This is a genomic window from uncultured Ruminococcus sp. (genome assembly GCF_947301925.1).
Classification (GTDB): Bacteria; Bacillota; Clostridia; order Oscillospirales; family Ruminococcaceae; genus Ruminococcus.
Genome location: NZ_CAMYUE010000007.1, coordinates 1 through 25,891, shown reverse-complemented (window position 1 = coordinate 25,891; position 25,891 = coordinate 1). Strand labels below are relative to the sequence as shown.

The 25,891-nt window shown below is 48.1% G+C and carries 25 protein-coding genes; 18 read left to right on the top strand and 7 right to left on the bottom strand.

Annotation, left to right across the window (positions count from 1 at the left end):
- Window positions 1-2 precede the first annotated feature (2 nt).
- The 8 genes from Q0Y65_RS09550 to Q0Y65_RS09515 all read left to right on the top strand — a co-directional run bounded on the left by Q0Y65_RS09550 (window position 3) and on the right by Q0Y65_RS09515 (window position 7,944).
- Window positions 3-947, top strand: a complete 945-nt coding sequence (locus Q0Y65_RS09550; protein WP_297959207.1) for a transketolase family protein — start codon at window positions 3-5, stop codon at window positions 945-947.
- Window positions 947-1,399 (top strand): hypothetical protein, encoded by a 453-nt coding sequence (locus Q0Y65_RS09545; RefSeq protein ID WP_297959205.1) that lies wholly within the window; start codon window positions 947-949, stop codon window positions 1,397-1,399. Before Q0Y65_RS09550 ends, Q0Y65_RS09545 begins: the two co-directional genes overlap by 1 nt.
- Window positions 1,400-1,559: 160 nt before the next feature.
- A complete protein-coding gene (locus Q0Y65_RS09540; protein WP_297959203.1) occupies window positions 1,560-2,204 on the top strand; it encodes a hypothetical protein in 645 nt (214 codons plus the stop codon).
- Between the two features lie 497 nt (window positions 2,205-2,701).
- A complete protein-coding gene (gene rplJ / locus Q0Y65_RS09535; protein ID WP_297959201.1) occupies window positions 2,702-3,217 on the top strand; it encodes a 50S ribosomal protein L10 in 516 nt (171 codons plus the stop codon).
- Window positions 3,218-3,316: 99 nt separating this feature from the next.
- Window positions 3,317-3,691 carry a 50S ribosomal protein L7/L12 gene (gene rplL, locus Q0Y65_RS09530; RefSeq protein ID WP_173370009.1) on the top strand — a complete coding sequence of 125 codons (375 nt, stop codon included), beginning with the start codon at window positions 3,317-3,319 and terminating at the stop codon, window positions 3,689-3,691.
- A 220-nt stretch (window positions 3,692-3,911) separates the two neighbouring features.
- Complete coding sequence (locus tag Q0Y65_RS09525) at window positions 3,912-4,661, top strand: CAP domain-containing protein (protein WP_297959199.1); 750 nt, start codon at window positions 3,912-3,914, stop codon at window positions 4,659-4,661.
- A gap of 98 nt (window positions 4,662-4,759) precedes the next feature.
- Window positions 4,760-5,992 (top strand): leucine-rich repeat protein, encoded by a 1,233-nt coding sequence (locus tag Q0Y65_RS09520; protein ID WP_297959197.1) that lies wholly within the window; start codon window positions 4,760-4,762, stop codon window positions 5,990-5,992.
- A 293-nt stretch (window positions 5,993-6,285) separates the two neighbouring features.
- Window positions 6,286-7,944: a dockerin type I repeat-containing protein gene (locus tag Q0Y65_RS09515; protein WP_297959195.1), complete on the top strand. Its 1,659-nt coding sequence runs from the start codon at window positions 6,286-6,288 to the stop codon at window positions 7,942-7,944.
- Between the two features lie 37 nt (window positions 7,945-7,981).
- On the opposite strand, the gene Q0Y65_RS09510 is transcribed toward Q0Y65_RS09515, so the two are convergent.
- The 5 genes from Q0Y65_RS09510 to Q0Y65_RS09490 form a co-directional block, all read right to left on the bottom strand.
- On the bottom strand, window positions 7,982-8,632 hold the full coding sequence (locus Q0Y65_RS09510; protein WP_297959193.1) for a hypothetical protein: 651 nt from the start codon (window positions 8,630-8,632) through the stop codon (window positions 7,982-7,984).
- Between the two features lie 99 nt (window positions 8,633-8,731).
- Window positions 8,732-8,971 (bottom strand): autonomous glycyl radical cofactor GrcA3, encoded by a 240-nt coding sequence (gene grcA3, locus Q0Y65_RS09505; protein ID WP_028519550.1) that lies wholly within the window; start codon window positions 8,969-8,971, stop codon window positions 8,732-8,734.
- A gap of 52 nt (window positions 8,972-9,023) precedes the next feature.
- On the bottom strand, window positions 9,024-9,245 hold the full coding sequence (locus tag Q0Y65_RS09500; RefSeq protein ID WP_297959191.1) for a hypothetical protein: 222 nt from the start codon (window positions 9,243-9,245) through the stop codon (window positions 9,024-9,026).
- Window positions 9,242-11,347 (bottom strand): formate C-acetyltransferase, encoded by a 2,106-nt coding sequence (gene pflB / locus Q0Y65_RS09495; protein WP_297959189.1) that lies wholly within the window; start codon window positions 11,345-11,347, stop codon window positions 9,242-9,244. The genes Q0Y65_RS09500 and pflB overlap by 4 nt, the downstream gene beginning before the upstream one ends.
- Before the next feature lie 298 nt (window positions 11,348-11,645).
- Window positions 11,646-12,854 (bottom strand): AI-2E family transporter, encoded by a 1,209-nt coding sequence (locus tag Q0Y65_RS09490; RefSeq protein WP_297959187.1) that lies wholly within the window; start codon window positions 12,852-12,854, stop codon window positions 11,646-11,648.
- Window positions 12,855-13,095: 241 nt separating this feature from the next.
- Between Q0Y65_RS09490 and Q0Y65_RS09485 the strand changes: the two genes are divergently transcribed.
- From Q0Y65_RS09485 to Q0Y65_RS09475, 3 genes are all read left to right on the top strand, one after another.
- Entirely contained in the window at window positions 13,096-13,833 is a 738-nt protein-coding gene (locus tag Q0Y65_RS09485; RefSeq protein WP_297959185.1) for a VWA domain-containing protein, read from the top strand.
- 9 nt (window positions 13,834-13,842) lie between these two features.
- A complete protein-coding gene (locus Q0Y65_RS09480) occupies window positions 13,843-14,922 on the top strand; it encodes a PP2C family serine/threonine-protein phosphatase (RefSeq protein ID WP_297959183.1) in 1,080 nt (359 codons plus the stop codon).
- Between the two features lie 170 nt (window positions 14,923-15,092).
- The gene (locus Q0Y65_RS09475; protein WP_297959182.1) at window positions 15,093-16,631 is read left to right on the top strand and encodes a sodium/proline symporter; all 1,539 of its coding nucleotides are present in this window, start codon (window positions 15,093-15,095) and stop codon (window positions 16,629-16,631) included.
- A gap of 72 nt (window positions 16,632-16,703) precedes the next feature.
- Here the strand turns inward: Q0Y65_RS09475 and Q0Y65_RS09470 are convergent, their stop codons facing one another.
- Window positions 16,704-17,555 carry a hypothetical protein gene (locus Q0Y65_RS09470; RefSeq protein ID WP_297959180.1) on the bottom strand — a complete coding sequence of 284 codons (852 nt, stop codon included), beginning with the start codon at window positions 17,553-17,555 and terminating at the stop codon, window positions 16,704-16,706.
- Between the two features lie 277 nt (window positions 17,556-17,832).
- On the opposite strand from Q0Y65_RS09470, the gene Q0Y65_RS09465 reads away from it, so the two are divergent.
- The 4 genes from Q0Y65_RS09465 (at window position 17,833) to Q0Y65_RS09450 (ending at window position 20,064) form a co-directional block, all read left to right on the top strand.
- Complete coding sequence (locus Q0Y65_RS09465; protein ID WP_297959177.1) at window positions 17,833-18,063, top strand: hypothetical protein; 231 nt, start codon at window positions 17,833-17,835, stop codon at window positions 18,061-18,063.
- Window positions 18,050-18,346: an RNA polymerase sigma factor gene (locus Q0Y65_RS09460; protein WP_297959175.1), complete on the top strand. Its 297-nt coding sequence runs from the start codon at window positions 18,050-18,052 to the stop codon at window positions 18,344-18,346. The genes Q0Y65_RS09465 and Q0Y65_RS09460 overlap by 14 nt, the downstream gene beginning before the upstream one ends.
- Before the next feature lie 9 nt (window positions 18,347-18,355).
- A complete protein-coding gene (locus tag Q0Y65_RS09455; protein WP_297959173.1) occupies window positions 18,356-19,690 on the top strand; it encodes an aminotransferase class V-fold PLP-dependent enzyme in 1,335 nt (444 codons plus the stop codon).
- Window positions 19,691-19,752: 62 nt separating this feature from the next.
- The gene (locus tag Q0Y65_RS09450) at window positions 19,753-20,064 is read left to right on the top strand and encodes a DUF1292 domain-containing protein (RefSeq protein ID WP_297959171.1); all 312 of its coding nucleotides are present in this window, start codon (window positions 19,753-19,755) and stop codon (window positions 20,062-20,064) included.
- A 77-nt stretch (window positions 20,065-20,141) separates the two neighbouring features.
- Here the strand turns inward: Q0Y65_RS09450 and Q0Y65_RS09445 are convergent, their stop codons facing one another.
- Window positions 20,142-22,058 carry a fructose-1,6-bisphosphatase gene (locus tag Q0Y65_RS09445; RefSeq protein ID WP_363293540.1) on the bottom strand — a complete coding sequence of 639 codons (1,917 nt, stop codon included), beginning with the start codon at window positions 22,056-22,058 and terminating at the stop codon, window positions 20,142-20,144.
- Window positions 22,059-22,357: 299 nt separating this feature from the next.
- Here Q0Y65_RS09445 and Q0Y65_RS09440 point away from each other — a divergent pair, with 299 nt between their 5' ends.
- The 3 genes from Q0Y65_RS09440 to Q0Y65_RS09430 all read left to right on the top strand — a co-directional run bounded on the left by Q0Y65_RS09440 (window position 22,358) and on the right by Q0Y65_RS09430 (window position 25,830).
- Entirely contained in the window at window positions 22,358-22,708 is a 351-nt protein-coding gene (locus Q0Y65_RS09440) for a hypothetical protein (RefSeq protein ID WP_297959167.1), read from the top strand.
- A gap of 65 nt (window positions 22,709-22,773) precedes the next feature.
- Window positions 22,774-24,072: a hypothetical protein gene (locus Q0Y65_RS09435; protein ID WP_297959165.1), complete on the top strand. Its 1,299-nt coding sequence runs from the start codon at window positions 22,774-22,776 to the stop codon at window positions 24,070-24,072.
- A 12-nt stretch (window positions 24,073-24,084) separates the two neighbouring features.
- Window positions 24,085-25,830, top strand: a complete 1,746-nt coding sequence (locus Q0Y65_RS09430) for an NACHT domain-containing NTPase (RefSeq protein ID WP_297959163.1) — start codon at window positions 24,085-24,087, stop codon at window positions 25,828-25,830.
- Window positions 25,831-25,891: the final 61 nt, after the last annotated feature.

The following is a 25,891-nucleotide window of genomic DNA, read 5'->3' as shown; positions in this document are numbered from 1 at the left end:
ACATGGCAGATGTAATCAAAAAGGCTACCAGAGAAAGCTACGGCGAGGCTCTCAAGGAGCTTGCCGAGGAATACAAGGACCTGATAGTTCTCGACGCAGACCTTGCTGCTGCTACAAAGACAGGTATATTCAAGAAGGCCTATCCCGACCGCTTCTTTGACTGCGGTATCGCAGAGGCTAACATGATGGGCGTTGCTGCTGGTCTTGCTGCCTGCGGAAAGATCCCCTTCGCAAGCACATTCGCTATGTTCGCTGCGGGACGTGCTTTCGAGATCGTAAGAAACTCTATCGGCTATCCCCAACTCAACGTTAAGATAGGCGCTACACACGCAGGTATCTCCGTTGGTGAGGACGGCGCTACACATCAGTGCAACGAGGATATCGCTCTCATGAGAACTATCCCCGGCATGACTATCATCAACCCCTGCGACGACGTAGAGGCCAAGGCTGCCGTAAAGGCTGCTCTGGACTTCAACGGCCCCGTATATATGCGCTTCGGCAGACTTGCTGTGCCCGTTATCAACGACGCTGCAAGCTACAAGTTCGAGCTTGGCAAGGGCGTTGTAATGAAGGACGGCAAGGACGTGACCATCGTTGCTACAGGCCTTATGGTAAACGAGGCTGTAGAGGCTGCAAAGACTCTTGAGGCTGAGGGTATTTCTGCAAGAGTTGTGAATATTCACACCATCAAGCCCCTTGACAAGGAGCTCATCTGCAAGTGCGCAAAGGAGACAGGTCTCATCGTTACTGCTGAGGAGCACAGCATAATCGGCGGTCTGGGCTCGGCAGTTGCCGAGGCAGTTACAGAGTGCTGTCCCGTTCCCGTTATCAAGATCGGCGTGAACGACGAATTCGGTCACTCAGGTCCTGCTGTTGACCTCCTGAAGGAGTTCGGCCTCTCTGCCGAGAATATCGCAAAGACAGTAAAGTCCGCTCTCAGGAAGTAATGGACGTTCAGAAGAAGGTATTCAGGATAAGCGGAGCTGTACTGATCCTTTTCGGTGTGCTCCTTGTTGGTATCTACCTTGTTATTATGACATCGCTGGTATCCGATGAACTGCGGATCAATAAAAAAGGCAAGCTCGTGACCTATACCGTTTCAGACGAACGTGACGGCAGATTTTTCGCTGAGTATACCAACGAGCTGAACGAGGTAAAGGAAGTCCCCATGAAAAGGCGCACTCTGAAGGAGCCTGTTGTGGGCGAGGAGTATGAAGGCTATCTGTTTATTGACAGTGAGTTCAAGCAGAGGATAGCTACCCGTGAATGGGTCGGCCCTATCCTTCTCATAGCCGGTGTTACATTTCCTATGGCGATCATCGGCACTCTGCTGATACTGGGAGGAAAGAAAAGCTTCACGCGCTTCGGCAAAGAAAACCCGGAATACTTTGATATTTAGTTCATAAGGACGCACAGGGATATCCCTGTGCGTTTTTTGCCGCAGGCAGGTCAAATCGTATAATATATATTGACAAAAGCTGTAGAATGATGTATTATATATACATAAACCCGGCCGTTCCCGGGTGAATTGATTTTTATTATTTTAGGGGGAAACTGTTATGAAAAAAATGTCTGTCGGAGTACCGATCTTTGTGGGATTTTTGCTTATACTGCTATTGCCCGCAACGCTCATTTTCGCTGCCAAAAACGCAATGACGCCGCCTGACGGCGGAGTGCTCACGGACTGCGTCGTTACGGACTATGTCAAGGCAGGCAAGCACGTCAGTGCAAACGTTGACTACGTCAACAGCGAGGGCAAGACCATAAACGCCAGCATATCAAACGGAGTAGGAAGCAGCAATACCTTTGTGGGAGCACATTATCAGTGCTATGTCTATGAGAGCAATCCATTCGAGGTATACAGAAAGCCCGACAAGATAGGTCTCATAGCTCTGTACGGCGGCGCGGCTGCATCGGCACTGGTGGGACTTGTTGTCGTTATCATGCTTCTGAGAAAGAGAAACGTTCAGGGCTTCCTTATAAAGAACGGTCAGCATGGACAGGCTACCATAACCAATGTGGTCGTAAGGCAGGACAATTCGGGCTTTACCAATTATATCTGCGACTATAACTTCACGGACAGCCACGGACAGCTGCATTACGGCAAGCATACCTTCATGAACAAGAGGGTGTCCGTAGGCAATTACTTCCCCGTGCTCTATGCCGAAAAGGGCGGCAAGATGATATCGGATATAGTAGAATGAAAAAAAGGCGGCTCAGGCCGCCTTTTCTGCTGATTATTTGATATTTTCGGCATATTCCTCCCATACCGTTTCCTTCGGGACAGTTTCTTCAGGAGCCTGCGGTATTCATTGTCTGTCATGGCTGCTCCTTCCTTGTATGTAAAAATCGGTAATGCGCATTTCCGCTTTCATAGAGTAATCTCAAAACTGAAGGGGAAAGTGTAACAGAAATAATTGTATCATACAATAAAAAAACAGGCAAGGCGGGCATAGAAAGAGTTTTTTGCAAAAAATCGGAAAAAGTGCTTGACAAAGCCAGAATAGTGTGGTATAATAATCAAGCTGTGAAAAACAGTATATATCGTATTCTAAAGACAGCTGGCAGAGCTCACGCTCAGTAAGTCCCGCCGAGGAATAGCAATTGATAGAATTATCATTGTCCATTCTGCGCTGTCGGAATGGGCTTTTTTATTGCTCTCTGAATACGATCATAAATCATTCGGAGGTGAATACACACTATGCCAAGCAATGCAGTTCTCGAAGCAAAGAAGGCTAAGGTCGAGAAGCTCACCGAGATCATCAAGAACTCCGTTTCAGGCGTTCTCGTTGACTACAAGGGTATCACCGTTGAGGAGGATACCAAGCTCAGAAAGGAGCTTCGTGAGGCCGGCGTCAACTACTTCGTAGAGAAGAACACCATGCTTCTCCGTGCTTTCAAGGAATGCGGTATCGAGGGCTTTGAAGAGGCTCTCAACGGTACAACTGCTCTCGCTGTTTCAAACGACGATCAGACTGCTCCCGCAAGAATTCTCGGTAAGTTCGCTGAGAAGGCAGGTGACGACAAGTTCAATCTCAAGGCTGGCTACGTTGAGGGTGAGGTTTACGATCAGGCAGGAGTTGTTGCTCTTTCCAAGATCCCTTCAAAGGATACCCTTCTCGCACAGCTCGTTGGCTCTCTGCAGGGTCCCCTTCAGAAGCTGGCAGCTACACTCAACGCTGTTGCAGACAAGAAGAAGGAAGAGGAAGCTGCTTGATAGCTGCCTGAACCTTCACCACACATTTGCGGAGAGATGCTCCGCAGCTTAAATCTACGGCCCACAAGGGCAAATATTATTAAAAAGGAGATTATTATCATGGCTTCTGAGAAGATCACAAAATTCGTTGAAGATATCAAGACTCTTTCAGTTCTCGAGCTTTCCGAGCTCGTTGACGCAATCCAGGAGGAATTCGGTGTAACAGCTGCTATCGCTGCTGCTCCTGCTGCTGGCGGTGCTGCAGGCGGCGCTGCTGCTGCAAAGACTGAGTTCGACGTAATCCTTGCTTCCTTCGGTGACGCTAAGATGGCTGTTATCAAGGTTGCTAAGGAAGTTCTCGGTCTTGGCCTCAAGGAGGCTAAGGAAGTAGTTGAGTCTGCTCCTAAGGCTATCAAGGAAGGCGTTTCCGAGGCTGAGGCTAACGAGCTTAAGGCTAAGTTTGAAGAGGCTGGCGCTACAATCGAGATCAAGTAATTTTTATTACTTTGATGTTTTCAGACGGGGACCGTACCTTTGGGTGCGGTCCTTTGTATATTGTGCCGACTGGTATTACTGCTCTTTGTGGGAAATGTTGTATTTCAGCGCTGATTGTTGACTTGTACAGTGCTATATGCTATAATAAATCAAAGAATTATTTTACTATCGTCTATATACACAGCAGCTTATGCTGCTTTTGCTTTACGGAGGTATCATTATGAAAAAACTTATCGCTTTACTGTACGCTGCACTTATATCGGGAGCTTCCCTTATATCCGCGGGAGTCTCTGCTGCTTCCGTCGATCCTATGGTCTCGCCTGTGGAGGAGACTGTAGGCATTTCAGCCGCAGATACCAACGGCTTTGCCGCCGAGGTGGTAAAGCTGGTAAATCAGGAGAGGAGCAAGAGAGGCCTGCGGGAGCTGAAAATGTTTCCCAAGCTAAACTACGCCGCCAATATCCGTGCCAGGGAGTCCGCTGTCAAGTGGGATCATGTACGTCCCGACGGCCGCGGTATATCTACTGTCTGCGACGATCTGGGCATAGGCTGGAATCGTCTGGGCGAGAATATCGCCTACGGTCAGAATTCGCCAGCATCGGTAATGAACGGCTGGATGAACTCCGAAGCTCACAGGAACAATATCCTCAGCGCCAACTATCAGTACATAGGCGTGGGCGTGACTGTGTCGGGAGGCAGGGTATACTGGACGCAGTACTTCATAGGTACAAGCGAGAACCACCCCGAGGCTTACAGCGCAAAGGACTTCGGCGATGTGAACAGCGACGGCAGACTGGACGCCATTGACGCCTCCCGTGTGCTGGCGGAGTACGCTTCCGTTATGTCGGGACGCTCCTATACTCTCAGCACCTCGCAGCGTGCAAAGGCCGACGTCAGCGGCGATAACGTGGTGGACGCCATAGACGCTTCGCAGATACTCTCGATCTACGCGAAGAATTCCGTGAACTGACATCAGGGGCCGTGCAGCAGCGCGGCTCTTGCCATATGCCGGATTATACGGTATAATATAATTGCTTTACAGCAAAAATGATCTCAAGGAGGTAAACTATGAAACTCAACAAACTGATCTCGGCAGCTCTCGCAATGGCTATATGCGGTGCTTCGGGCATGGCTCCCGTAAGCGTGGCTCCGCGGGCGGGAGAGTACAGCGTTTTTGCGGCCGAGGACTCGGAAGCAGTAACAGACGGAATGACATTTGAGATAGACGAAACATCGGCAAAGCTTGTTTTCGCAGATGAGGACCTTTCGGGAGCGGTAAATATTCCCTCAACAGTAGCGGGAAAGCCCGTGACGGTCATCGGAGATTCGGCTTTTATGAGCAATAAGACCATAACCTCTGTACATATAGGAGAGGGAGTACAGGTCATCGAGTCCTGCGCCTTCTATGACTGCAATAACTTGGAGAGTGTAAGTCTGCCGTCAACACTTACGGAGATAGAAGACAGCGCCTTTGAGGATACGCTGCTCACCGATGTGATCGTTCCCGAAAGCGTTGAATACATCGGCATGACGGCCTTCAAGCTGAAGTACAATATTGAAAATATCACCAAAAGGAAGAGCCTTATCGTTACCGTGCTCAATCCCGAGTGCGAGCTGGAGATGATGTGCTTCGCGGCAAATACCATAATTGCAGGCTATGAGGGCTCTACTGCCCAGAGCTTTGCGGAGATATACGGCTATAAGTTCAAGCTCATAGACGAGAACACCCTTGTGACCACCACTACTTCCGCACCGCCTGTGGTAACAACAACCACCACCTCAAAGTCCGCGACTACCACCCCAAAGCCTACGACCACCACAACAACCAAAAAGACCACCACAACTACGGCAAAGACCACAACAACGACCAAAAAGACTACCACAACTACGGCTAAGACCACTACAACGACCAAAAAGACTACCACAACAACGGCTAAGACTACCACAACTACGGCTAAGACCACTACAACGACCAAAAAGACTACCACGACTACGGCCGGGACTTCAACCACAACTGTTACCAAACCTGTGCCCACTGCTTCCACAACCACCACTGCTTCGCCCGAATACGGCAAGAAGGGCGATACCAACTGCGACGAAAAGGTGGAGCTGGCAGACGCTATCCTCATTATGCAGGCGCTGGCAAATCCCAACAAGTACGGCGAGAAGGGCTCCGACCCCAAGCATATGACCTCGCAGGGCAAGGTCAACGGCGACGTTGACAAGTCCACCGAGGGACTTACCGCCAACGACGCCCTTGCCATACAGGAATACCTGCTTGGCAAGAGAAAATATCTGTAATAAAAAATCAAAGGCAGCCTGCACGTTTGTGCAGGCTGTTTTTGTGGAAAAATCGGTTTTTACGGGTGTTTGTGAAACGATTAACGAAATAATCGGTAAGTTGCATTTTCAGGGGGGTAAGTTGCGTTTTTGAGGGGGTAAGTTGCATTGACAGTTTTTTTGACAGCGTGATATAATTAATACATAAAGCACAGCCGGAAAAACTCCTGCGGAAGTCTGTATACAGGCTTTTATGGGGGGCAGCCGCAGGAGAAGGCAGTGCTCTTTGATTTTATCTGAAATGAGGTAGTGTTATGAAAGGAACAAGATCAACTGAAAACAGAACGCTGATTAAGCGTCTGAAGTGTGCGATGACAGCAATGCTCATGCTTGCGGTGACATTCACATTCATGCCTGCAAATCCGCTGGAGGCTAATGCAGTAGAGGAATACTGGCTGTATCTGTGCGGAACCAAGGTCACAAGCGAAAATGCTGCTGATATCATGGGAGACGGCAATTTCAGCTATGATGCAAAAACAAATACCATGACCATAAGAGGCGACATTGAATGTAAGACCAAGATGCCTACTATCCTGCTCAAAAACGACGGTATCCAGGATCTGACTATCTACGTTGAAAAGGACTCCACCCTGACCCAGCCCTATGTAAATCCGGTACTGTCGATCTTTAAGGATACTACTATCACAGGCCCCGGCGTCCTTACTCTGGAAGGCGGTATAAGAACTATCTCGGTCAACGATTGTAAGCTGACTTTAAAGAACGCAAAGCTCAACGCAGTGACTACCAATGTTGATCGCGCTGCGGCAGCTATAGGCGGTACAGATGTTGATTATACTACTTTACAGCACAAGTGTACTCTTGAGATCATTGACTCACACGTTATCGCCAAGAATGAGAGCAACAAGCAGTTGCCTGCTATCACGGGCTTTAATAAGAAACTGAAGTTTGAGGGCTGCGAGCCTATCGATCCTACCGCAAGCGAGAGAACGGTCCTTGTAAATGAAGACGGCTCCATTCTGGACAGCGAAAAAAACAAGGTCCATGATGTACTCATAGAAAGATTCTACGATCTCCAGATCGTTGACCAGAAGGTATACGATTCCAACAAGGCCGATATACTGGGCGACGGTATTTTTACATACGATGAAAACACCAAAACCCTTACTATAAACGGCAATTTCCAGACCGCCAAGAGCTATGCTGTCATCCAGAGTTATATACCGAACCTGACAGTTACCACGGCTTCCGACGTCATTGTTTCCTGTGTAAATACATGGTTCATCGACAATCATTACAATATGATACTGACAACTAACGGAAAGCTCACTGTTTTGGCAGGAGAAGCAGGCATCAGCGCAACAGCGGCAATTACAATAAAGGACGCAGACCTGAATGTTGACGCGCAGTCATGGGCTATCTGGGGATTGGATAAACGTGCGACTCTGGATATCGTCAATTCAGATGTTACTGCCACCAGCAAAGACAAGGAGGCTATTGGCAATTTCAATGATATAGAGCTCTACGACTGTGAGATAGTTACTCCCGAGGGAGGCGTGATCTGCCTGGCCAATAAGGTAAAGACCATCAGCGACTCCCAGGGGAATTTTGCCAATAAAGTCGTAATAAGCAAGTCTCAGCCCGCAGCAGTTACAACAACTACTACGACGACTACCACAACTACTACCACAACAACAACTACAACCACCACCACTGCAGCTCCTCCTGAGCAGCTTATGCCCGGCGATACCAACTGCGACGGAAGAGTAGATCTGGCAGACGCTATCCTTATCCTTCAGGCTCTGGCCAATCCCGACAGATACGGTATCGGTCATGTGCTCACCGAGCATGGTAAGGCAAACGGCGACGTTGACAAGTCCGTTGAGGGACTTACTGCCAACGACGCACTGAAGATACAGCAGTTCCTGCTGGGCAATATCGACAGTCTTGCATAATGCAAAAAGCCCATGAGTTTAGGCTCATGGGCTTGTCTTATATCTGTATGAAGCGGCTCAGGGGGTCTATGAAGGCCAGCACCATTCCCGAGACAAAGGCTATGGCCACCTGTCTGGGACCGCGGTATATAACGGTGAGAGCTCCTGCAAAGATAAGGGTATATATCACGCTGCGAAATGAGAAGTAGACCATTCCCATGTTAAAGCAGTACCGCGCCATTATGTAGACTATCAGGGCGGATATTACTATTGCGGGAGCAGTCTTGCTCTTGGCGTACCAGCATACGGCTCCTATGAAGGGCGAGGCTACGGTGAGGCCGTACCAGAGCTTCATATAGTCCGAGGGGTCAAAGCCGCTGAACATTATGGTGTATATGTGGTAGGAGGCGCACATTCCCGCAAAGAACAGGAATACGTTCACGGCCGCTTTCAGCGGGTGGAAGCTGTAAACGGCGATCGCCAGCGCGATGAGCAGCCATATTGCCATTTCCGAGAATACATTGCCCAGATCCAGCTTTTCTATGATCCTGTGCCACCAGATATCGCTGTTGAGTTCAAGGTTATCCAGCCATTTTGCAAATATGCCAAGTGCTGTTCCCAGCACCAGCATCATGAAGGAAGCAAATACAGACATGGACTTGTTGGTGATCTTCAGGGGTTCTCTTATTTTATTCAGTGTTTCCGTCATTGTAATGTCTCCTTGCAGTTGTTTTCTTAATTATAGACCACATAGCTGCGTTTGTCAATAAAAAAGCCACAGTAAAGGATACTGTGGCTTTGTTTTTTATCACAGTGCTGAGTGGAATGTACGGGAGATAACGTCGTCCTGCTGTTCCTTTGTGAGCTTTACGAAGTTTACCGCATAGCCCGAGACCCTTACGGTGAGCTGAGGGTATTTCTCGGGGTGAGCCTGTGCGTCAAGGAGAGTTTCGCGGGTGAAAACGTTTACGTTGAGGTGGTGTCCGCCTTTTTCAACGTAGCCGTCAAGTAATTCAATGAGGTTATCGACCTGTTTCTGGTTATCCATATTAATTCTCCCTTTCTGTTTTATCGTTATGGAACGCCGAGGGCGGCGTTCCCTACAATTCATCGTTTTCGTCAACAGCGTTTTCGGTAGGCTGACAGCAGGCGCCTTTGGTGCCGCATATATCCGTGCTTTTCACGGTGTCCACCTTCAGCTCAGAACTGCCGTCCGAAACTATATTCACATGACCGCTTCCCTGTGACATGAGCTGATCTATAAGGTCGGCCAGCTCTGCGGGATCGTCATTGACTTCGGGTATATGGGGCGTGTTCATCATTCTTCCTCTCTTAGCTTGTCGAGGTCCAGATCTCCTGTGAATACCTCCATATCCTTGCCGAGAGCACTGGGGATAATGGAGAAGGTATTGGAGATACCGTCCTGAGCGTGTCTGAAAGGCAGCTTTGCAACAGATGAGAGCGAAGCTACAGCGCCGTGGGTGTCTCTGCCGTGCATGGGGTTAGCTCCGGGAGCAAGGGGAACGCCCTGCTTTCTGCCGTCGGGGGTGTTGCCTGTCTTCTTGCCGTATACCACGTTTGAGGTGATAGTGAGTATGGACATGGTGGGGATACTGTCGCGGTAGGTGTGGTGCTTTCTCACGCAGTCCATAAACCTGCGCACCACTTCAACAGCCAGCTTGTCCACGCGGTCGTCGTTGTTGCCGTATTTCGGGAAGTCTCCCTCTATTTCGTAGTCGACCACAACGTTCTTTGTGACGCCTGTAACATTGCCTGCCTTGTCCTTTATCTCGATGTCCCTGCGAATGGGCTTGACCTTTGCGTATTTTATAGCCGAGAGGGAGTCTGCCACAACGGAAAGGCCGGCGATACCTGTTGCGAAGTAGCGCTTTACGTCCCTGTCGTGGAGAGCCATCTGAAGCCTCTCATAGCTGTACTTGTCGTGCATATAGTGGATAACGTTGAGGGTGTTGACGTAGAGTCCTGCCAGCCACTCCATCATATCCATGTATTTTTCCCAGACGTCGTTGAAGTCCAGATACTCGCTGTCAACTGGTCTGTACTTGGGGCCTACCTGTATGCCGAGGCGCTCGTCCACACCGCCGTTTATGGCGTAGAGCAGGCACTTTGCAAGGTTTGCCCTTGCTCCGAAGAACTGCATCTCCTTGCCCACTACCATTGAGGATACGCAGCAGGCGATAGCGTAGTCGTCGCCGTGTACCACCCTCATCATGTCGTCGTTCTCATACTGTATGGATGAGGTCTTTATGGATATCTTCGCGCAGTATTCCTTGAACTTTCTGGGCAGCTTCGTTGACCAGAGTATGGTCATATTGGGCTCGGGGGCTGTGCCAAGGTTCTCCAGGGTATGCAGGTAGCGGAAGCTGTTTTTCGTTACCATGTGATTACCGTCAACGCTTACGCCGCCTATGGACTCGGTTATCCATGTGGGGTCGCCCGAGAACAGGGAATTGTACTCGGGAGTACGGGCAAACTTTACGATACGGAGCTTCATGATGAAGTGGTCGATTATTTCCTGAGCCTGTTCCTCGGTGAGTATGCCGCGGTCAAGGTCGCGCTGAATGAATATATCCAGGAATGTTGATGTACGTCCCAGCGACATAGCCGCGCCGTTCTGCTCCTTTACTGCGGCAAGATAGCCGAAGTAGAGCCACTGCACCGCTTCCTTTGCGTTGGCGGCGGGCCTTGATATATCGAAGCCATATATCTCGCCCAGCTTTTTCAGTTCCTGAAGAGCTCTTACCTGCTCGGCAAGTTCCTCGCGGAGACGGATATTCTTTGAAGTCATTCTCACCAGAGAGGTATCTATCTGGTGCTTCTTGTCCTCGATGAGGAGGTCTATTCCGTAGAGGGCTACACGGCGGTAATCGCCGATGATACGGCCTCTGCCGTAGGCGTCGGGGAGACCCGTCAGGATAGCGGAGTGACGTGCGAGCCTCATCTCGGGAGTATAGGCGTCGAATACGCCTTGATTATGAGTCTTTCTGTACTTTGTGAAGATCTCCACGACCTCGGGATCCACCTCATAGCCGTACTCCCTGCAGGCCTGCTGAGCCATGCGGATACCGCCGAAGGGCTGGAGGGAGCGCTTGAAGGGCTTGTCCGTCTGGAGACCTACTATCTGCTCCAGATCCTTGTCGATATAGCCTGCGCCGTGTGAAGTTATTGTTGAAATGATCTTAGTGTCCATATCCAGGACGCCGCCTGCTTCTCTTTCCTGACGGGAAAGCTCCATGACCTGATCCCAGAGCTTTCTTGTGGCTTCCGTGGGACCTGCGAGGAAGCTTTCGTCGCCCTCATAAGGAGTGTAATTCTTCTTTATGAAGTCTCTGACGTTTACTGATGTGGAGCTCCAGCGGCCTTCTCTGAAACCGTCCCACTCCTTTGGCCATGTACTGATCATAACACATTACTCCTTTGAAATATATTATCTAAGGTTATATTACCACATTGTTTAACTTTTGTCAATCTCCTTATCTGCCTGCGGGGCTGTAAAAAGCGCCGCTTTCGTTTTATCAGATTACAAATTGGGAGCTACGCAGGAAAAATCTTTCTGTCCTGCTGCGGATAATAGGTCTGTTCCGCCTGTCCCACAATAACGGGTATCAAAAATGTGTGAACTTGTTTGGCTTATTTGTGCATTTGACAGAACTTAGAGCTAAGAACTAAGAGCTAAGAATGTAACACTGTCTCCGACAGAGTTACTTCTTTTTGTTTGCTTTTGCGTTTTTAGCGGGAGCCTTCTGTTTCTTCGGCTTTTTCGGCTTCTCCTCATCGGGAGAAGCTATGCCCAGCTCCGCTTCCTTTGCCTCTATCTTGTAGAATGATAGCTTATACAGTGTAGCTGCCAGCGGTACGCCCAGTATCATGCCCAGTACGCCGAACAGTCCGCCGCCTATGGTAACGGCAGCCAGAGTCCATATACTTGGGAGGCCTACCTTGCCGCCCACCACCTTTGGGTATATGATGTTGCCCTCTATCTGCTGGAGTATCACAAGGAATATTATGAATATCAGCGCCTTCATGGGGGCTACCGTCAGTATGATGAAAGCGCTTATGCCTGCGCCGAGGAAAGCTCCGACTATGGGGATGAAAGCCGTTACTCCCACAAGAGTGCCCGACATTGCGGCGTAGGGGAGCTTCAGCATCTTCATGCCTATGAAGCAGAGCGTGCCCAGGATTATAGCCTCAACGAACTGTCCCACGAAGAAGCTCTGGAAGGTCTCGTTGGCTGTGCTGAACACGCGGCCCAGCTTCCTGTTGACTTCGTCGCTGAACCATATCCGCCTGATGCGGTTGCCGTCGCGTATGAGCTTATCCTTGCGGAGAAGCAGGTATATGGCGAATATGACGCCCAGCACCAGATTGGTAAGGGCGGAGGTCAGTCCTCCTATTATGCCCATTGCGGAGCTGAGTATTCCGGCAACTCCCGAGGTCAGCAGCTTTGAGGCCTTTTCGGCTATTTTGGCCCAGTCGAACTCGACAGTGCTTATCTGTTCCTGTATCTCGGGGTATTCCTTCAGCTTGCCTATAATGAAGTCCTTGGACTTGGTAAAGGCAGGCGGTATCTCGTCGTACAGCACTCCGAAAGCCTTTCCTATCTCCGGCACGACGATGTACATAATGAGTATTATGACAGCTATGGCCAGTGTGAACGAGAATACCAGACACAGGGGCCGCCGCGTTGAGGTTATCAGCTTTGAGCTGCTTTTCGGGAAGTAGTGCTTCTCGAAGAAGTTCATGATGATGTTGAAGATATATGCTATCATCAGTCCGATGAAAAGGGGCTTGAGAGCTCCCAGAACAAGGGAAAGAAGACTTGTGAGCACCGAAAAGTTCTGACTGATAACACATACTGCCACAGCCAGAAAAGCAATGAATATATAGCGTTTGATCTCTCTTTTTTCCATAATCCGCCGTCCCTGACGGCATATCCCTCCGATCTTGTCTCTGTGATTTAATTATACATTATATGCGGCATTATGTCACCACTGTAAATGTTAAATTTGTGTGAACATTTGCTGCTTGACTGCCGCTCCTTTTCGTGGTATAATGTATATTGTCATAATGCAATAATACGGCAGATACGGGCTGCGGAGCAGTTCCTGCATCTCTGCCGACAGAAATATTATATGAACGGAGGATAAAATCATGCCGGGTTTAGACGATTACGCACCTGCTGTCAGAAAGGTCATGACCCTTTTCTATGTCATCGACACTTCCGGAAGTATGCAGGGCAGCAAGATAGGACAGGTAGAATCAGCTCTTGAGGAGGTAATGCAGACCTTGCAGGAGATAAGCGACGAAAGCGACGATGCCGAGATCAAGATCGCTGTTCTTGAATTCTCCACAGGAGCTTCGTGGGTAACTCCCGAGCCTGTTTCTCCCGAGGGCTACCGCTTCAAGACCTTCGAGGCCTGCGGTGTCACCGATCTGGGAGCAGCCTGCAAGGAGCTGGACAAGAAGCTTTCGAGAAACGTTTTCCTTCAGACTGCCGCAGGCGCATATCCGCCTGTAATACTCCTCTTCAGCGACGGCGGCCCCACGGATAACTGGGAGAGCGGCCTTGACGCACTGAAGAAGAACAACTGGTTCAAGCGCTCCATCAAGATAGCCTTCGCTATCGGCGACGACGCCGACAGAGACGTTCTGGCACGCTTCTCGGGAAGCTCCGAGACGGTCCTGGACGTAAAGAACAAGGATCAGCTCAGGCTCATGATCGAAAAGGCCAGTGTTATCACCAGCGTTTTCGCCAGCCATTCAAGCACAGTTGACAGTGATACAGACCCCGTTGAGATCTCAAAGAAGCTTGCCGAGGACGTTCAGACCCAGACAGACGAGGCTATGAGCGACGCCAATACCGCTGACTGGGACGAATCCGACTGGTAAGGTGAGAATATGGAGAAACTTATTTCCTTTGCTCAGACGAGCATCGGTGCTTCACATCTCAGCCGTGAGCAGATATGTCAGGACAGCTCCTTTGCTGCCGACTATGAGGGCTATTCCTTTGCGGCAGCGGCGGACGGCCACGGAAGCGCCTGCTATCTGCGTACCGACAGAGGTTCGCGGTTCGCCGTTGAATGTGCTGCGGAGTGCGTTGCGGAGTTCCTTGAGGTGCTGGACGGTGCGGAGACAGCTCTGGCCGATGAGCGTCAGCGCGAGCAGCTCTTCAATCAGCTTTGGCGCAGCATAATCGCCCGCTGGCACGACAAGACCGAGCAGGACTTCATCAGCAACCCCTTTACCGAGGAGGAGCTTGACCGCATACCCGAGAAGTTCGCACATTATCGCACAAGATATGAGCGCGGGGAGTATATAGGCGCCTACGGCACAACGCTGCTGTTTGCGGCCGTTACAGAGGACTATGCCTTCGGAGCTCAGATAGGCGACGGAAAATGCGTGGTCATTGACGGCGACAGCAACGTGTATGCTCCCATACCCGAGGATCCGCGCTGCTATGAGAACGTCACCACATCAATGTGTCAGGACGACGCGGCTCTGTCCGCAAGGTTCTTCTACCTGCCCAAGGGACTCCTTCCCGCTGCGGTATTTCTCTGCACGGACGGAGTCGAGAATTCCTACTGGAATGAGGAGCAGCTCTTCGGCTTCTTCCGCGGACTTGCCCTTACAATGGTTGAGAACGGCATGGAGGAGGGGGTGCGCCAGCTTGGCGAGTTCCTGCCTGCCATGACTAAGAAGGGCAGCGGCGACGACGTTACCTGCTCTGGTATCATCAATATGCAGAAGCTCGGTGCCTGCTCGGACGGCATACGCGAGGATATCGCAGCGGCCGCTCCTGTGGTTGAGGAGCCCGTCCCCGGGGATATCGTCTATGTGGACGAGGACTCACAGCAGGTAGTGACGGACGTTATGCCTGCACAGGCCGTTGAGGAACCCGTTCCCGATGGAGACGCAGAGGCTGCCGATGAGCAGAACAGTGAGACAGCTGACGTTCAGACAGCCGAAAGTGCTGAATAAACAATAACAAGTCACCGGATCTGTATGGATCCGGTGATTTTTTATGCTCATGGAATTGATTTCGCAATAATTAATAGAATATTACATGATTTTGATATTGACTAAAATAAAAACATGATGTATAATAAAAAATAGCTATTATTCCTAAATTATTTTATAAGGAGGAACACATGAACACAACAGATTATATCGTTCTGGGGACTATTATCGCCTACCTTGTGGGAATGGTAACAGTAGGTTTCATATTCTCCGGAAAAAACGAGAACGTCGGGGACTTCTACCTCGGCGGACGTAAGCTGGGACCGCTGGTAACGGCTATGAGCGCAGAGGCTTCCGATATGAGCAGCTGGCTCCTTATGGGTCTCCCCGGAGTTGCCTACCTCACAGGCGGCGCGGAGGCAGGCTGGACAGCTATCGGTCTTGCAGTGGGTACCTACCTCAACTGGCTCATCGTGGCAAAGCGCCTGAGAGTCTACAGCCAGCACTGCGGTGCGATAACTATTCCCGATTTCTTCTCACAGCGATTCAAGGAAAAGACCAAGGGTCTCATGGGAATATCCGCAGTTATCATACTCATATTCTTCGTGCCCTATACCGCATCGGGCTTCTCGGCCTGCGGAAAGCTGTTCCATTCGCTTTTCGGCTGGGATTATCACATGGCAATGATAATCAGTGCGGCTATCATCATTTCCTACACCTGCACAGGCGGCTTCCTTGCTGCCAGCACCACTGACCTTATACAAAGTATCGTTATGACCGTTGCTCTTATAAGCATAGTTATCTTCGGTATCAATTCAGTTGGCGGTGTAAGCAATGTTATCGACAATGCGGATAATATCGCAGGCTATTTCTCACTGAGCCATATCCATAACACCGAAACAGGCGGCGCGGACAAATACAACGCCCTGACCATAGCCTCTACGCTGGCGTGGGGACTTGGCTACTTCGGTATGCCTCATATCCTCCTCCGCTTCATGGCTATCAGTGATAAGAACAAGATAAAGACCTCCAGAAGGATAGCCTCCGTATGGGTAGTTATCTCAATGGGTATCGCTATATTCATCGGATTTATCGGCAACGCGCTCTCTAACAGCGAGGAGCTGGAGACCCTCGAGGGAAGCGCTTCCGAGACTATTGTTATCAAGCTGGCTCAGTACATGAGCGAGCACCATGCAGGACTTGCCGTTATCGCAGGTCTGGTATTCGCAGGAATCCTTGCCTGCACCATGTCCACATCTGATTCACAGCTCCTTGCAGCTTCGTCCTCTATGTCGGAGAATATCCTCAAGGGCGTGTTCAACGTGAAGATGAGCGACAAGATGTCTATGCTGGTGGCAAGAGGAGTTCTTCTGGTCATCGCAGTTTTCGGCGTTATACTGGCATGGGATCAGGACAGCTCCGTATTCAGAGTAGTTTCATTCGCGTGGGCAGGCTTCGGCGCTACCTTCGGACCCGTTATGCTGACAGCCCTTTTCTGGAAGCGTTCCAACAAGTGGGGCGCTATGGCAGGACTCATTGTCGGTGCGGTAATGGTATTCGTATGGAAGTTCGTCATTGCTCCCATGGGCGGAGTTCTGGCTATATATGAGCTCCTTCCTGCATTCATCTGCGCACTTGTTGCAATAATCGCGGTATCTCTGGCAACGGGCTATCCCGAGGACGAGATCATCGAGGAATACGACAAGGTAAAGGAACAGCTCAACAATTAATGAGAAAACATGAAGGGCGCACAGCAGTGCGCCCTTTGCTTTTGCGGACGGCTGACTTATGGCCGTCTGTTTTTAGTTGTATTTAGAAAAGAATTCTTCCCTTGTATACTCATTCATCTCTCTTTCTTTATTTAGCCACTGGCTTTGTAAAACCTTTTTCCTGCTCGGGTCCGTGTCAGAGTCAAAAAAGAAAACGTAGTATCCGAGGTAGTTGTCATAATCGTAAATGTCTGCGATCTCTCCATAGGTTATTTGAGTAATATCCATATCCTTGACTATATTGATCCTGTGCATACCGTCTAATCCATGCTCATAAAGCCATTTTGCATAATTAACGGCAAATTCTTCCACCTGATCCGCATTGCAAATGTCTTCATTTACAAAGATGATGTCAGAAACGCCGAGTTTCCACTGGAAATCACCGTTTTCCACTTCGTTTTTCTTAATATCGCAGGCGTTGACTTTGAAAAAAGCAATGACCTGATCTGAATCAAAATAATCCTTCATAAAGTCGTTTGCCATTTCTTCAGCATAGTCAACGATAGACCTGTCACTGTAATCATCAGTAAAGCCGTCTTTATCAGCCTTGACTGTAACGGTGTTTCTGCCGTAATCATTGCCCAGTAAACGCGGGTAGGCATACAGCGTTTCCGTCTGATTCGCCGCAGGTTCCAGATATCCCGCATAGATGAACTCCTCGTCGTACTTTTCGTTGAGGTAGGTTATCATCTCATAGATACGCTGAATCGAGCGAAGCTGAGAGGCTGTCAGTTCATCGGCTTCCGTGGGAAGCCCTTCTGCCGCAAGTACTTCCTTCTGCCAGTCGTTGAGCTCGTTTTTTGCTGCTGTGTTTTTCTTTTGGCTGCATGAGAAAAGACCTGCTGCGAGTAATGCTGCGGTAAGTATTGCTGTGATGTTTTTCATGGCTGTGCCTCCTTTTTTAATATTATACCACATTCACGGGCGGCTGAAAAGATGATATTTGTCACTTGTCGTTTTTTGTCGGAACGGAAATAATTGTGAATACCCTCTTGACAAATGCGAACTAACGTTCTATAATATAATCACAAGGAATAGAACGTTAGTTCGCAAAGCTATCTTAACAAGGCCTGCACCGTGAATATGTGGATATACCGCGGCGCAAGGGCGCAGCGCAACGCTGCTTCGTGCTTCTTTATCTGTGTTTAAGGGGGCAAATGCAATGACAGATCTTATCAACAGCTACACTCACAGCTGCCTGCTGGTCAGACAGCGTATCGCCGAGCTTACCGCCCAGCGCAGGGAGCTCCTCGGAAGGGGAGACAGCCGCAGGGCAAGGGAGCTCGATCTCGACAGGAGGATCCGTATACTCTACGAGGAGCACGGTGAGCTTCAGCAGATCATCTCTCACCTTTCCTCATACAGGAGGGACAGGGACTGTGAGCAGGCGTAATTCTTATTCGGATCAGTTCACGGGCGACGCAGACAGGGGTATAAGGCTCGCTCTCGGCTATGACGAGGAGGACGACAGAGCCGCAAGGCTTCGGCGTATAATGTTAAAAATTATTAATAATGAACTGACCCCGAGACAAAAAGAGATTATTGTGTTATACTATTTCAGGGACATGAACATCGTTGATATCAGCAAAAAGCTGGGCGTAACTCCACAGGCTGTCTCTATGGCTCTGGGACGCGGCAGGGTCAAGCTGTTCAGGTTCCTTCAGTATTACATATGAGGTGTTATTATGGAAACTCCTGTCTATGATTTTCTGAAACGTTACGCGGAGGGGGATACTCTCCGCGCCCATATGCCCGGACATAAGGGGGCTGCGCCTGCGGACGTTCCGGCGGAGCTGTACGGGCTGGATATAACCGAGATCGCAGGGGCTGACAGCCTTTTTGAGGCCGACGGCATCATCGCACAGAGCGAAAGGAATACTGCCGCTCTCTACGGCAGCGCTGCCGCCGCTTTTTCCGCAGGCGGCTCAACTCTGTGCATACAGGCCATGCTGGCGCTTATGAAGCAGGAGGGGAGGCGCGTTATCGCGGTGAGGAACGTTCACCGCGCCTTTCTCAATGCAGCCGCTCTGCTGGATATGGAGGTCACATGGCTGCTTCCGAGGTACAGCGGAGGCATACTCTCGGGGGAGCTCTCCCTTGCGGAGGCGGAGGCGGCTCTTGCGGCGGACAGCAGGCCTTCCTGCCTGTATGTTACCTCTCCCGACTATACAGGCAGGACAGCGGATATCGGGGCGCTGGCGGAGCTCTGTCACCGATACGGTGCAAGGCTCCTTGTGGACAACGCTCACGGTGCGCACCTTGCATTTTTTGAGAAGAATATCCACCCTATGGCGCTGGGCGCCGATCTGTGCTGCGATTCCGCGCACAAGATGCTGCCGGCTCTTACGGGAGCGGCGGTGCTGCATACCTCCCGTGAGGAATACAGGTGCGGACTGAAGCAGGCCATGAGCCTTTTCGGCTCTACCAGTCCTTCTTATCTTATACTTGCTTCCCTCGATCTCTGCAACCGCTATATCGCAGAGCGGATAAGAGATGATATAGCTGCGGCTCTGCCGCGGCTAAGTGAGCTCAGGAGCGGACTTGCGGACAGGCTGCTGTTTGCGGAGGGCGACCCCTTCCATGTCACCGTCAGGGCTGCCGACAGCGGTCTATGCGGTACTGAGCTGGCGGAGCTTCTGCGCCGTGATGGTGTGGAGTGCGAATATGCCGATGACGAACTGGTGATACTGCTTATGTCGCCTTTTTCACGCGCCTGCCACTACGGGCGGCTTCGCACCGCGCTGGAAAGCGCGGTCACGGGAGCTTCACGCAGAAGTATACCGGGCCGCAGCATAAGGGTGAAGCTCCCTCGGATGGCTTGCGCCATCCGCGAAGCCGCCTTTGCGCCCTCGGAGGAGATTCCCGTGGAGGAGTCAGAGGGAAGGATATGTGCGTCTGTAAAGGTGCCCTGCCCGCCTGCTGTGCCCATAGCGGTCAGCGGCGAGATCATCGACAGGGACTGCATAGAGATATTCCGCGAGTACGGTATAAAGACCGTTCTTGTGGTAAAGGAGAGATAAGTCTTGCAATTTCAGAGCATATGTGTTAAAATGAGGTATATTAATTCTGCGGAGGTATCACTATGAGCGATATGAAAGATAAAGAGCTGGAAGAGCTTGAAAACGAAGAGGAGATGGAGAATAACATCACTCTTACAGATGACGACGGCAACGAGGTCTCATTTGAGATAATCGGCACAGTGGAGTACAAGGAGCGTCTTTACGGCGTGCTTCTTCCCTGGGACGATGAGGACGACGAGGTGGTCATTCTTGAGATAGTTCAGGGCGAGGATCCCGAGGAGGACGAGTTTGTCTCCGTTGACGATGACAAGCTGCTGAACGAGGTCTTTGAGGAGTTCAAGAAGAACTACGAAGGCGAGTATGAATTTGAATGATCCGTAATGTATGAAAAAAAGGGCGCACACTGTGCGTCCTTTTTCTGTGTATAAGGGCAGATGTTATCCGTCCCGATCTACTTGATAGTTCCTGCCTTGTAGGCTTCAAGGAGCAGGCGGAGATCGTTTATCTTGTCCAGTATCTCCTCGCCCTTGTCGGTGTCGGAGATATTTGCGCGGCGCTCCAGCTTCTCCACAAGGTGTATTGTGGGAGTATTGCCGCTCTCGCCTGCCACAAAGGGCTTGTGCTCCGCAAGATTGAGACTGTGGGAGTCGTATATGAGCGTATAGCCCGCAATGCCCGTTGTGGACTGGTATGCCTTGGAGATACCTCCGTCGATAACAAAGAGCTTTCCCTCTGCTTTGACGGGGCTCTCGCCGTTCTTTATCTTCACGGGGACATGGCCGTTGATGATGTGTCCGCTTTCGGGGTCCAGTCCGAAATGCTCCAGTATGGACATACACACCTCGGCCTTTTCCGAGAAGGTGTAGTATGCGTTGTAATTCTCGGTGTGGAGGGACTTGTCCGCAAGGAGCGCCCTTTCAAAGAAGGCCATCTTGTCCTTGCCGTAGAGAGGAGACTTTGCTCCGCACCAGAGATACCACATGAAGTCGCCTGCGTATTCCTTTTCTGCGCCCTCGCCGAAATACGCCTGATTTACCAGCTCGCCCAGCTTGTCCAGCAGAGCTTTGCCGGAGTATCTCGTTCCGTTGATGCTTACGCTCTGGAGACCGCCGTTTTCGTCCATGGGGATACAGCCGTGGAACAGAAGATTGTTGTTGCAGGTCTTGTACATTGCGCCCCTTGCGTATATGAAGCGGATATGCCTCTGGAGCTTTTCGCTGTGGCGGAATGAGGCTTTCAGCACATTCATGAGCTCCGCCTCCCCCTCGGAAAGGGTAAGAGGAGAGTCGGGATCCACGGTAGGGAAGCTCCTGTCAAGAAGCTGATGCTCCTTTCCGTCAACGGACACAGTGCCGTTTCTGAAGTCCGTCCTGCCGAAAAGGTCGCGGTCCTGCATCTCCCATTCGGGGTGCTTGGCTATGAGCTGGCCTTCAAGCTTCATCTGTATTATGGTTATGGCCTTGTGCATTTTTGCGGCAAGCTCAAGGTCAACGGGATCGTAGATGTTGTCGTCGAGAGCGTTGGGCATATACAGTCCGCAGTCGTCGTTTTCGTAGGTCTCGGCGGCGAATACCGCCAGTGCGCGGAGGTTGAGCCCATAGCCGTCCTCGAGGACGTCGAAGTTGTTGTATCTCATGGCTATGCGTATTACATTGGCTATGAGAGCGGGATTTCCTGCGGCAGCTCCCATCCATGAGATATCGTGGTTGCCCCACTGTATGTCAACGTCGTGCATCTTCATCAGCTCGTCCAGGATAATGTCCGCACGGGGACCTCTGTCGAATATGTCGCCGATGATATGCAGCCTGTCTATGCACACCGACTGTATCAGCTTGCAGAGGGAGATGATGAAGGTCTCTGCAATACCTGTGTCGATTATGGCGCTGATTATCTCGTCATAGTAGTAATCCTTGTTGACGTCGTCGGTGACGTTGAGGAGCTCGTCAAGTATGTACACCATATCCTCGGGTATGCGCTTTCTGATACGGGAACGGGTATACTTTGCGGAAACGGTCTCGCACACCAGTATCAGGCGATAGATACTGAGCCGTTTCCATTCGTCGGAGAGCTCGCCGCTGTTTGTGAGACGGCTTATCTCCTTTTCGGGGTAGTATATCAGCTCCGCAAGCTTCTCGCGGTCGGCAGCGGAAACGGTCTTGCCGAGAACAAGGTCTATCTTTATCTTTATCATTCCCGAGGCGCTGCGGAGCATATGCAGAAAGGCTTCGTATTCGCCGTGCATATCGCTGAAGAAGTATTCCGTGCCCTTGGGAAGGCTGCGTATGGCCGAAAGGTTGATGATCTCACTTGCGGCGCTCTCTATTGTAGGGTACTCCTTTGCAAGGAGCCTGAGATATTTCTTATCCATCATATCACTCCGTTCAGAGCCGTAAAGCCCGAAGTATAAGGTTTGTGCCTATCTGTTATTATACCACAGCGGCGGCGGAAAAGCAAATACGTACAAAAACAAAAAAAGCGTTTACCTTTCGGTAAACGCTTCCTGGTGCGAGTAATGGGACTTGAAAATATTCGCGCTTATGTTATAATTTTTTTGTTATCCGAATAATGGTAGATAGTTAGTTTTGAAGTTTATCCAAAGATATTATATCATTATTCTATTAGATTGTCTACCATTTTTCGGAATTAAGAACAAAGGAGACATAATTAATGGAAAACACAAACGCAAAATTCGATGTCCTTGCTTACATGAGGAGCCTTACACCTACTGTAAAAAGGGACAATACGCCGTTGACACTAAAAGAATGGAACGAGCGTTGGCTTACAATATACTGTAAGCGTATCAAACAAACTACAAAGGAAGCGTATATATGCTTTGTAAATAGGCATATAAACAGAGTTTTAGGAGATCTTCTTCTCAGTGATATAAAAAGAGAGGATATACAGTTATTTGTAAATTCAATGGCTCTTAGAGTAGGTCTTAAAAAGCCATTATCCTCAAAGAGTATCAAAAATGTACATGGAATTCTACATAAAAGTCTTGATGTAGCAGTACAGTAATAAACTCAACATACTATAATTCAGAACAACTAGAAATAATATTCAATTCGATTCTTGGTCATAAAATGGATATTATCAATAAGAATAGTTTTAATCCTCAAGAACTAAATCGTATTGTCGCTTCTTTACTTATTGTTGGAAGATACGAAGAATACGAATTATTTATGAAAGAGGTGTTTTGCGCATATTTATTGAATAATAAGATGTATCTAGGTTGGCTTTTGAACAATCTTTCTGCAGATTTGATATTTAAAATCATTTGCAGCCTGGCGCAAAACGGAGCTGTTTCTCAAATCAGCCCTTACATGATCATTGATTGTAAAGTCAATGACAAAAATAAACTCAGAGAATTGCTACAAAAGGTTTATTATGATAAAAGTACTATAACTTCATCAAAATCGATACGACTAACTATACTTATGGCAGAGAAATATGGTGTTGATAATCTTGCAGAATTACTGGAAACAACCGATGAAGCAATAAACGAGCGTATTCGACCATTATTAAAAAATAGGCATCCTTCTGAGATTAGTGAAACACAAATGCTTTATCTTTGCTTTATGGAATTTCGCAAACCGTTTGATCATCTCAATGAACAGGAACTCAAATTATTGAATCATTATGAGAATAAGTATTTTTATCCAGAAAGAATACTAAATATTGAAAGAAAATTGACACAAAGTATTCTGTCAGGCGATTTTTCTCAAAACATACTTGGTCTTAATATTAATAATTCGGATGAGCTTTTATTAAAACAATCATCATCAGAGCCAGAATCAGAATATGATAACGAGTATATGTCAATATTACAAGATGAAAAGAAAATCACATCGCTTATGAAACAATATAACGCAGAGTACAATGCAAGTTGGGATTTCAGAAAGGCTGTGCAACCCAAAGATGACACTAATACATATTTACAAGCTTTGAATATAATATTCAAGTCCTATCAGAATGTTCATAAAATTATACAAGTCTTATTCTCACTGCTTTATTCATTTCCACTGGAAACACGAATTCGCTATCTGTATGAGGCAAACGGAAAATATAACGACTATCTGAGGTATCTGTTAAAAAGTATTGTTCTTTCAGGATCGGTAATGTCATCATCAAAACGATGCATTTATGTTTTTCCAATATCTTTCTATTCAGTTAATAAATTCCTGCCTGTAACAGGGTGTAATGGAAAGGTACGTTCCGGTTCAGAAGATGTTGTTCCGAAAAGAAATGAGCGAATTTACTTTAAAATTCATTCCTATGATCCGATAAAGAATACTGTCTTATTTAGATGCCCAGCTTATACAGAGGAAGAATGTAAGAATTATAAAGCGAGACGTAGAAATGATAAAATGAACGGAAAATAACAGGAGGTAGCTATGGAAAAGACTCTGATTGAAGAAATTGAACGTGAGGTCAAAAGAGACCTTGATCGTATAAATGTCACTGAGGCGCTAAACATTTTGGATATGCTTCTATCTGTGGAAGCCCCGGAAGAGCTTGCAGATGTCAGCAATAGATTTACTCGAGCGCTTGGAATTTATTTTAGTAGGTATACTACAGGGGAACAGCAGGACGACGCTGCAATCGAATTACTTATGATAGAGCCTATGCTTCGTCTAATTCTTTTTCAGGTAAATAAAAGCAAATACAACCAGATAGTGGTTGAACGAAAGGGACTCATGTCAGTCATCAACGCGCTTGACTTGAACCCCAACAGACGTAATTTAGATGTTGATCCGTATTTATACCATAACAATTCGGATTATTCAGAACAACTTGCACAAGTTTATAAGATACGAAATGACGAATCACATAGCTGTAAATCATGGTCGCGACGTGAGATTACTTATAATGTCAATTGTGTCATAGAAATCATACTTGTTTGCATTAATAAGCACCGGAATATATTAAAGAGCATAGATGTGCAATTTATAGATGTATCAGCATATATGGACGAACTTATTGATAACTTTAAGGAAAAGATGAAGAAGTTTATTGCTTTAAACGGAGAGGAAAACCTAAATGTTGCTGATAATATGATAGTAGAGCTTCGTGATATAATAGAAGATGATAATAATGATGATGAAGTAGCGGATTATGATGAGGATGATAATGAGAACGAAGATGATAGCGATATCAGTACGGAGATACGTTCTGGCACAATAGACGATCTGAGGAAGCACAAGATTCCAGAAAAACGTATGATTATCTGGGGAAATGCCGGTGCAGGAAAAAGCACAACACTGGAATACCTTGTTTATCTTGATGCAAATGCATATAAACAAGCACCTGAAAATAATCCAATTCCAGTCTTTATACCTCTTAGATTGTTAACGGAAGAAAATTCAACGATTATGCATTATATTCAGAAAAAAACCTGCCTTAAGGAGAATAAGATTGAAGAGTTACTTCAGTCAGGAAAGATCAGCCTGTTCATGGATGGTATAAACGAAATACCGGATAATCAAAATCATACGTTAAAAAAGAAACGTTTGACTGAGATACAGTATATCATTAATACCTACAAAAATTCATTTATCATTTTTACTAACCGTCCAGATGCACAGAGTGCCATCAAATCTATTCCTGTATTCAATCTTCTGGAAATGAATATAGATCAGATTGATAGATTTGTGAGGTGCAATACATCCAATCCTGTAACGATAGATATTATTTTAGCTGAAGTACATAAGAATGAGCGTATGCAGAAAGTTGTACAGACGCCACTTATGATGTCGAGACTAATAGAGATTGTGGAGGCAACTGGAAAAATACCGGATAGTGAAGGAAAAATTATTGCTGAATTCCTAAATAATCTGTTGCGTCGTGAGGTATACGAAAAAAATGATATACTAATTGATATTGACAAAGCCAATTATCTCCTGATGCGGATAGCTTTTGAGGGAATGAACAGCACGCAGACCAACTCAGGCATGAAAATGATTACAGTTATCGATTATATGAATCAGTGTATGAACGAAAACCATTTCCAGGTTGACCCATTTTATTATCTAAATATTTTTTGTCAGCTTGGCATCTTAACACAGTCGGATAACCAATATGTATTTTATCATCAAATATATCAGGATTACTATTGTAGTCAGCAAATGTTAATGTTTTGAATAACGTTTTGTAAGCGTCAAATAAACCGCGTCCCATAGGATACAAAAATGCCCTCGCCGA

What these genes read in the sequence shown, in the direction of transcription:
- Q0Y65_RS09550 (WP_297959207.1), top strand. Translation starts at nt 3, where the DNA reads ATGGCAGATGTAATCAAAAAGGCTACCAGAGAAAGCTACGGCGAGGCT.
- Q0Y65_RS09545 (WP_297959205.1), top strand. Translation starts at nt 947, where the DNA reads ATGGACGTTCAGAAGAAGGTATTCAGGATAAGCGGAGCTGTACTGATC.
- Q0Y65_RS09540 (WP_297959203.1), top strand. Translation starts at nt 1,560, where the DNA reads ATGAAAAAAATGTCTGTCGGAGTACCGATCTTTGTGGGATTTTTGCTT.
- rplJ (WP_297959201.1), top strand. Translation starts at nt 2,702, where the DNA reads ATGCCAAGCAATGCAGTTCTCGAAGCAAAGAAGGCTAAGGTCGAGAAG.
- rplL (WP_173370009.1), top strand. Translation starts at nt 3,317, where the DNA reads ATGGCTTCTGAGAAGATCACAAAATTCGTTGAAGATATCAAGACTCTT.
- Q0Y65_RS09525 (WP_297959199.1), top strand. Translation starts at nt 3,912, where the DNA reads ATGAAAAAACTTATCGCTTTACTGTACGCTGCACTTATATCGGGAGCT.
- Q0Y65_RS09520 (WP_297959197.1), top strand. Translation starts at nt 4,760, where the DNA reads ATGAAACTCAACAAACTGATCTCGGCAGCTCTCGCAATGGCTATATGC.
- Q0Y65_RS09515 (WP_297959195.1), top strand. Translation starts at nt 6,286, where the DNA reads ATGAAAGGAACAAGATCAACTGAAAACAGAACGCTGATTAAGCGTCTG.
- Q0Y65_RS09510 (WP_297959193.1), bottom strand. Translation starts at nt 8,632, where the DNA reads ATGACGGAAACACTGAATAAAATAAGAGAACCCCTGAAGATCACCAAC.
- grcA3 (WP_028519550.1), bottom strand. Translation starts at nt 8,971, where the DNA reads ATGGATAACCAGAAACAGGTCGATAACCTCATTGAATTACTTGACGGC.
- Q0Y65_RS09500 (WP_297959191.1), bottom strand. Translation starts at nt 9,245, where the DNA reads ATGATGAACACGCCCCATATACCCGAAGTCAATGACGATCCCGCAGAG.
- pflB (WP_297959189.1), bottom strand. Translation starts at nt 11,347, where the DNA reads ATGATCAGTACATGGCCAAAGGAGTGGGACGGTTTCAGAGAAGGCCGC.
- Q0Y65_RS09490 (WP_297959187.1), bottom strand. Translation starts at nt 12,854, where the DNA reads ATGGAAAAAAGAGAGATCAAACGCTATATATTCATTGCTTTTCTGGCT.
- Q0Y65_RS09485 (WP_297959185.1), top strand. Translation starts at nt 13,096, where the DNA reads ATGCCGGGTTTAGACGATTACGCACCTGCTGTCAGAAAGGTCATGACC.
- Q0Y65_RS09480 (WP_297959183.1), top strand. Translation starts at nt 13,843, where the DNA reads ATGGAGAAACTTATTTCCTTTGCTCAGACGAGCATCGGTGCTTCACAT.
- Q0Y65_RS09475 (WP_297959182.1), top strand. Translation starts at nt 15,093, where the DNA reads ATGAACACAACAGATTATATCGTTCTGGGGACTATTATCGCCTACCTT.
- Q0Y65_RS09470 (WP_297959180.1), bottom strand. Translation starts at nt 17,555, where the DNA reads ATGAAAAACATCACAGCAATACTTACCGCAGCATTACTCGCAGCAGGT.
- Q0Y65_RS09465 (WP_297959177.1), top strand. Translation starts at nt 17,833, where the DNA reads ATGACAGATCTTATCAACAGCTACACTCACAGCTGCCTGCTGGTCAGA.
- Q0Y65_RS09455 (WP_297959173.1), top strand. Translation starts at nt 18,356, where the DNA reads ATGGAAACTCCTGTCTATGATTTTCTGAAACGTTACGCGGAGGGGGAT.
- Q0Y65_RS09450 (WP_297959171.1), top strand. Translation starts at nt 19,753, where the DNA reads ATGAGCGATATGAAAGATAAAGAGCTGGAAGAGCTTGAAAACGAAGAG.
- Q0Y65_RS09445 (WP_363293540.1), bottom strand. Translation starts at nt 22,058, where the DNA reads ATGGATAAGAAATATCTCAGGCTCCTTGCAAAGGAGTACCCTACAATA.
- Q0Y65_RS09440 (WP_297959167.1), top strand. Translation starts at nt 22,358, where the DNA reads ATGGAAAACACAAACGCAAAATTCGATGTCCTTGCTTACATGAGGAGC.
- Q0Y65_RS09435 (WP_297959165.1), top strand. Translation starts at nt 22,774, where the DNA reads ATGGATATTATCAATAAGAATAGTTTTAATCCTCAAGAACTAAATCGT.
- Q0Y65_RS09430 (WP_297959163.1), top strand. Translation starts at nt 24,085, where the DNA reads ATGGAAAAGACTCTGATTGAAGAAATTGAACGTGAGGTCAAAAGAGAC.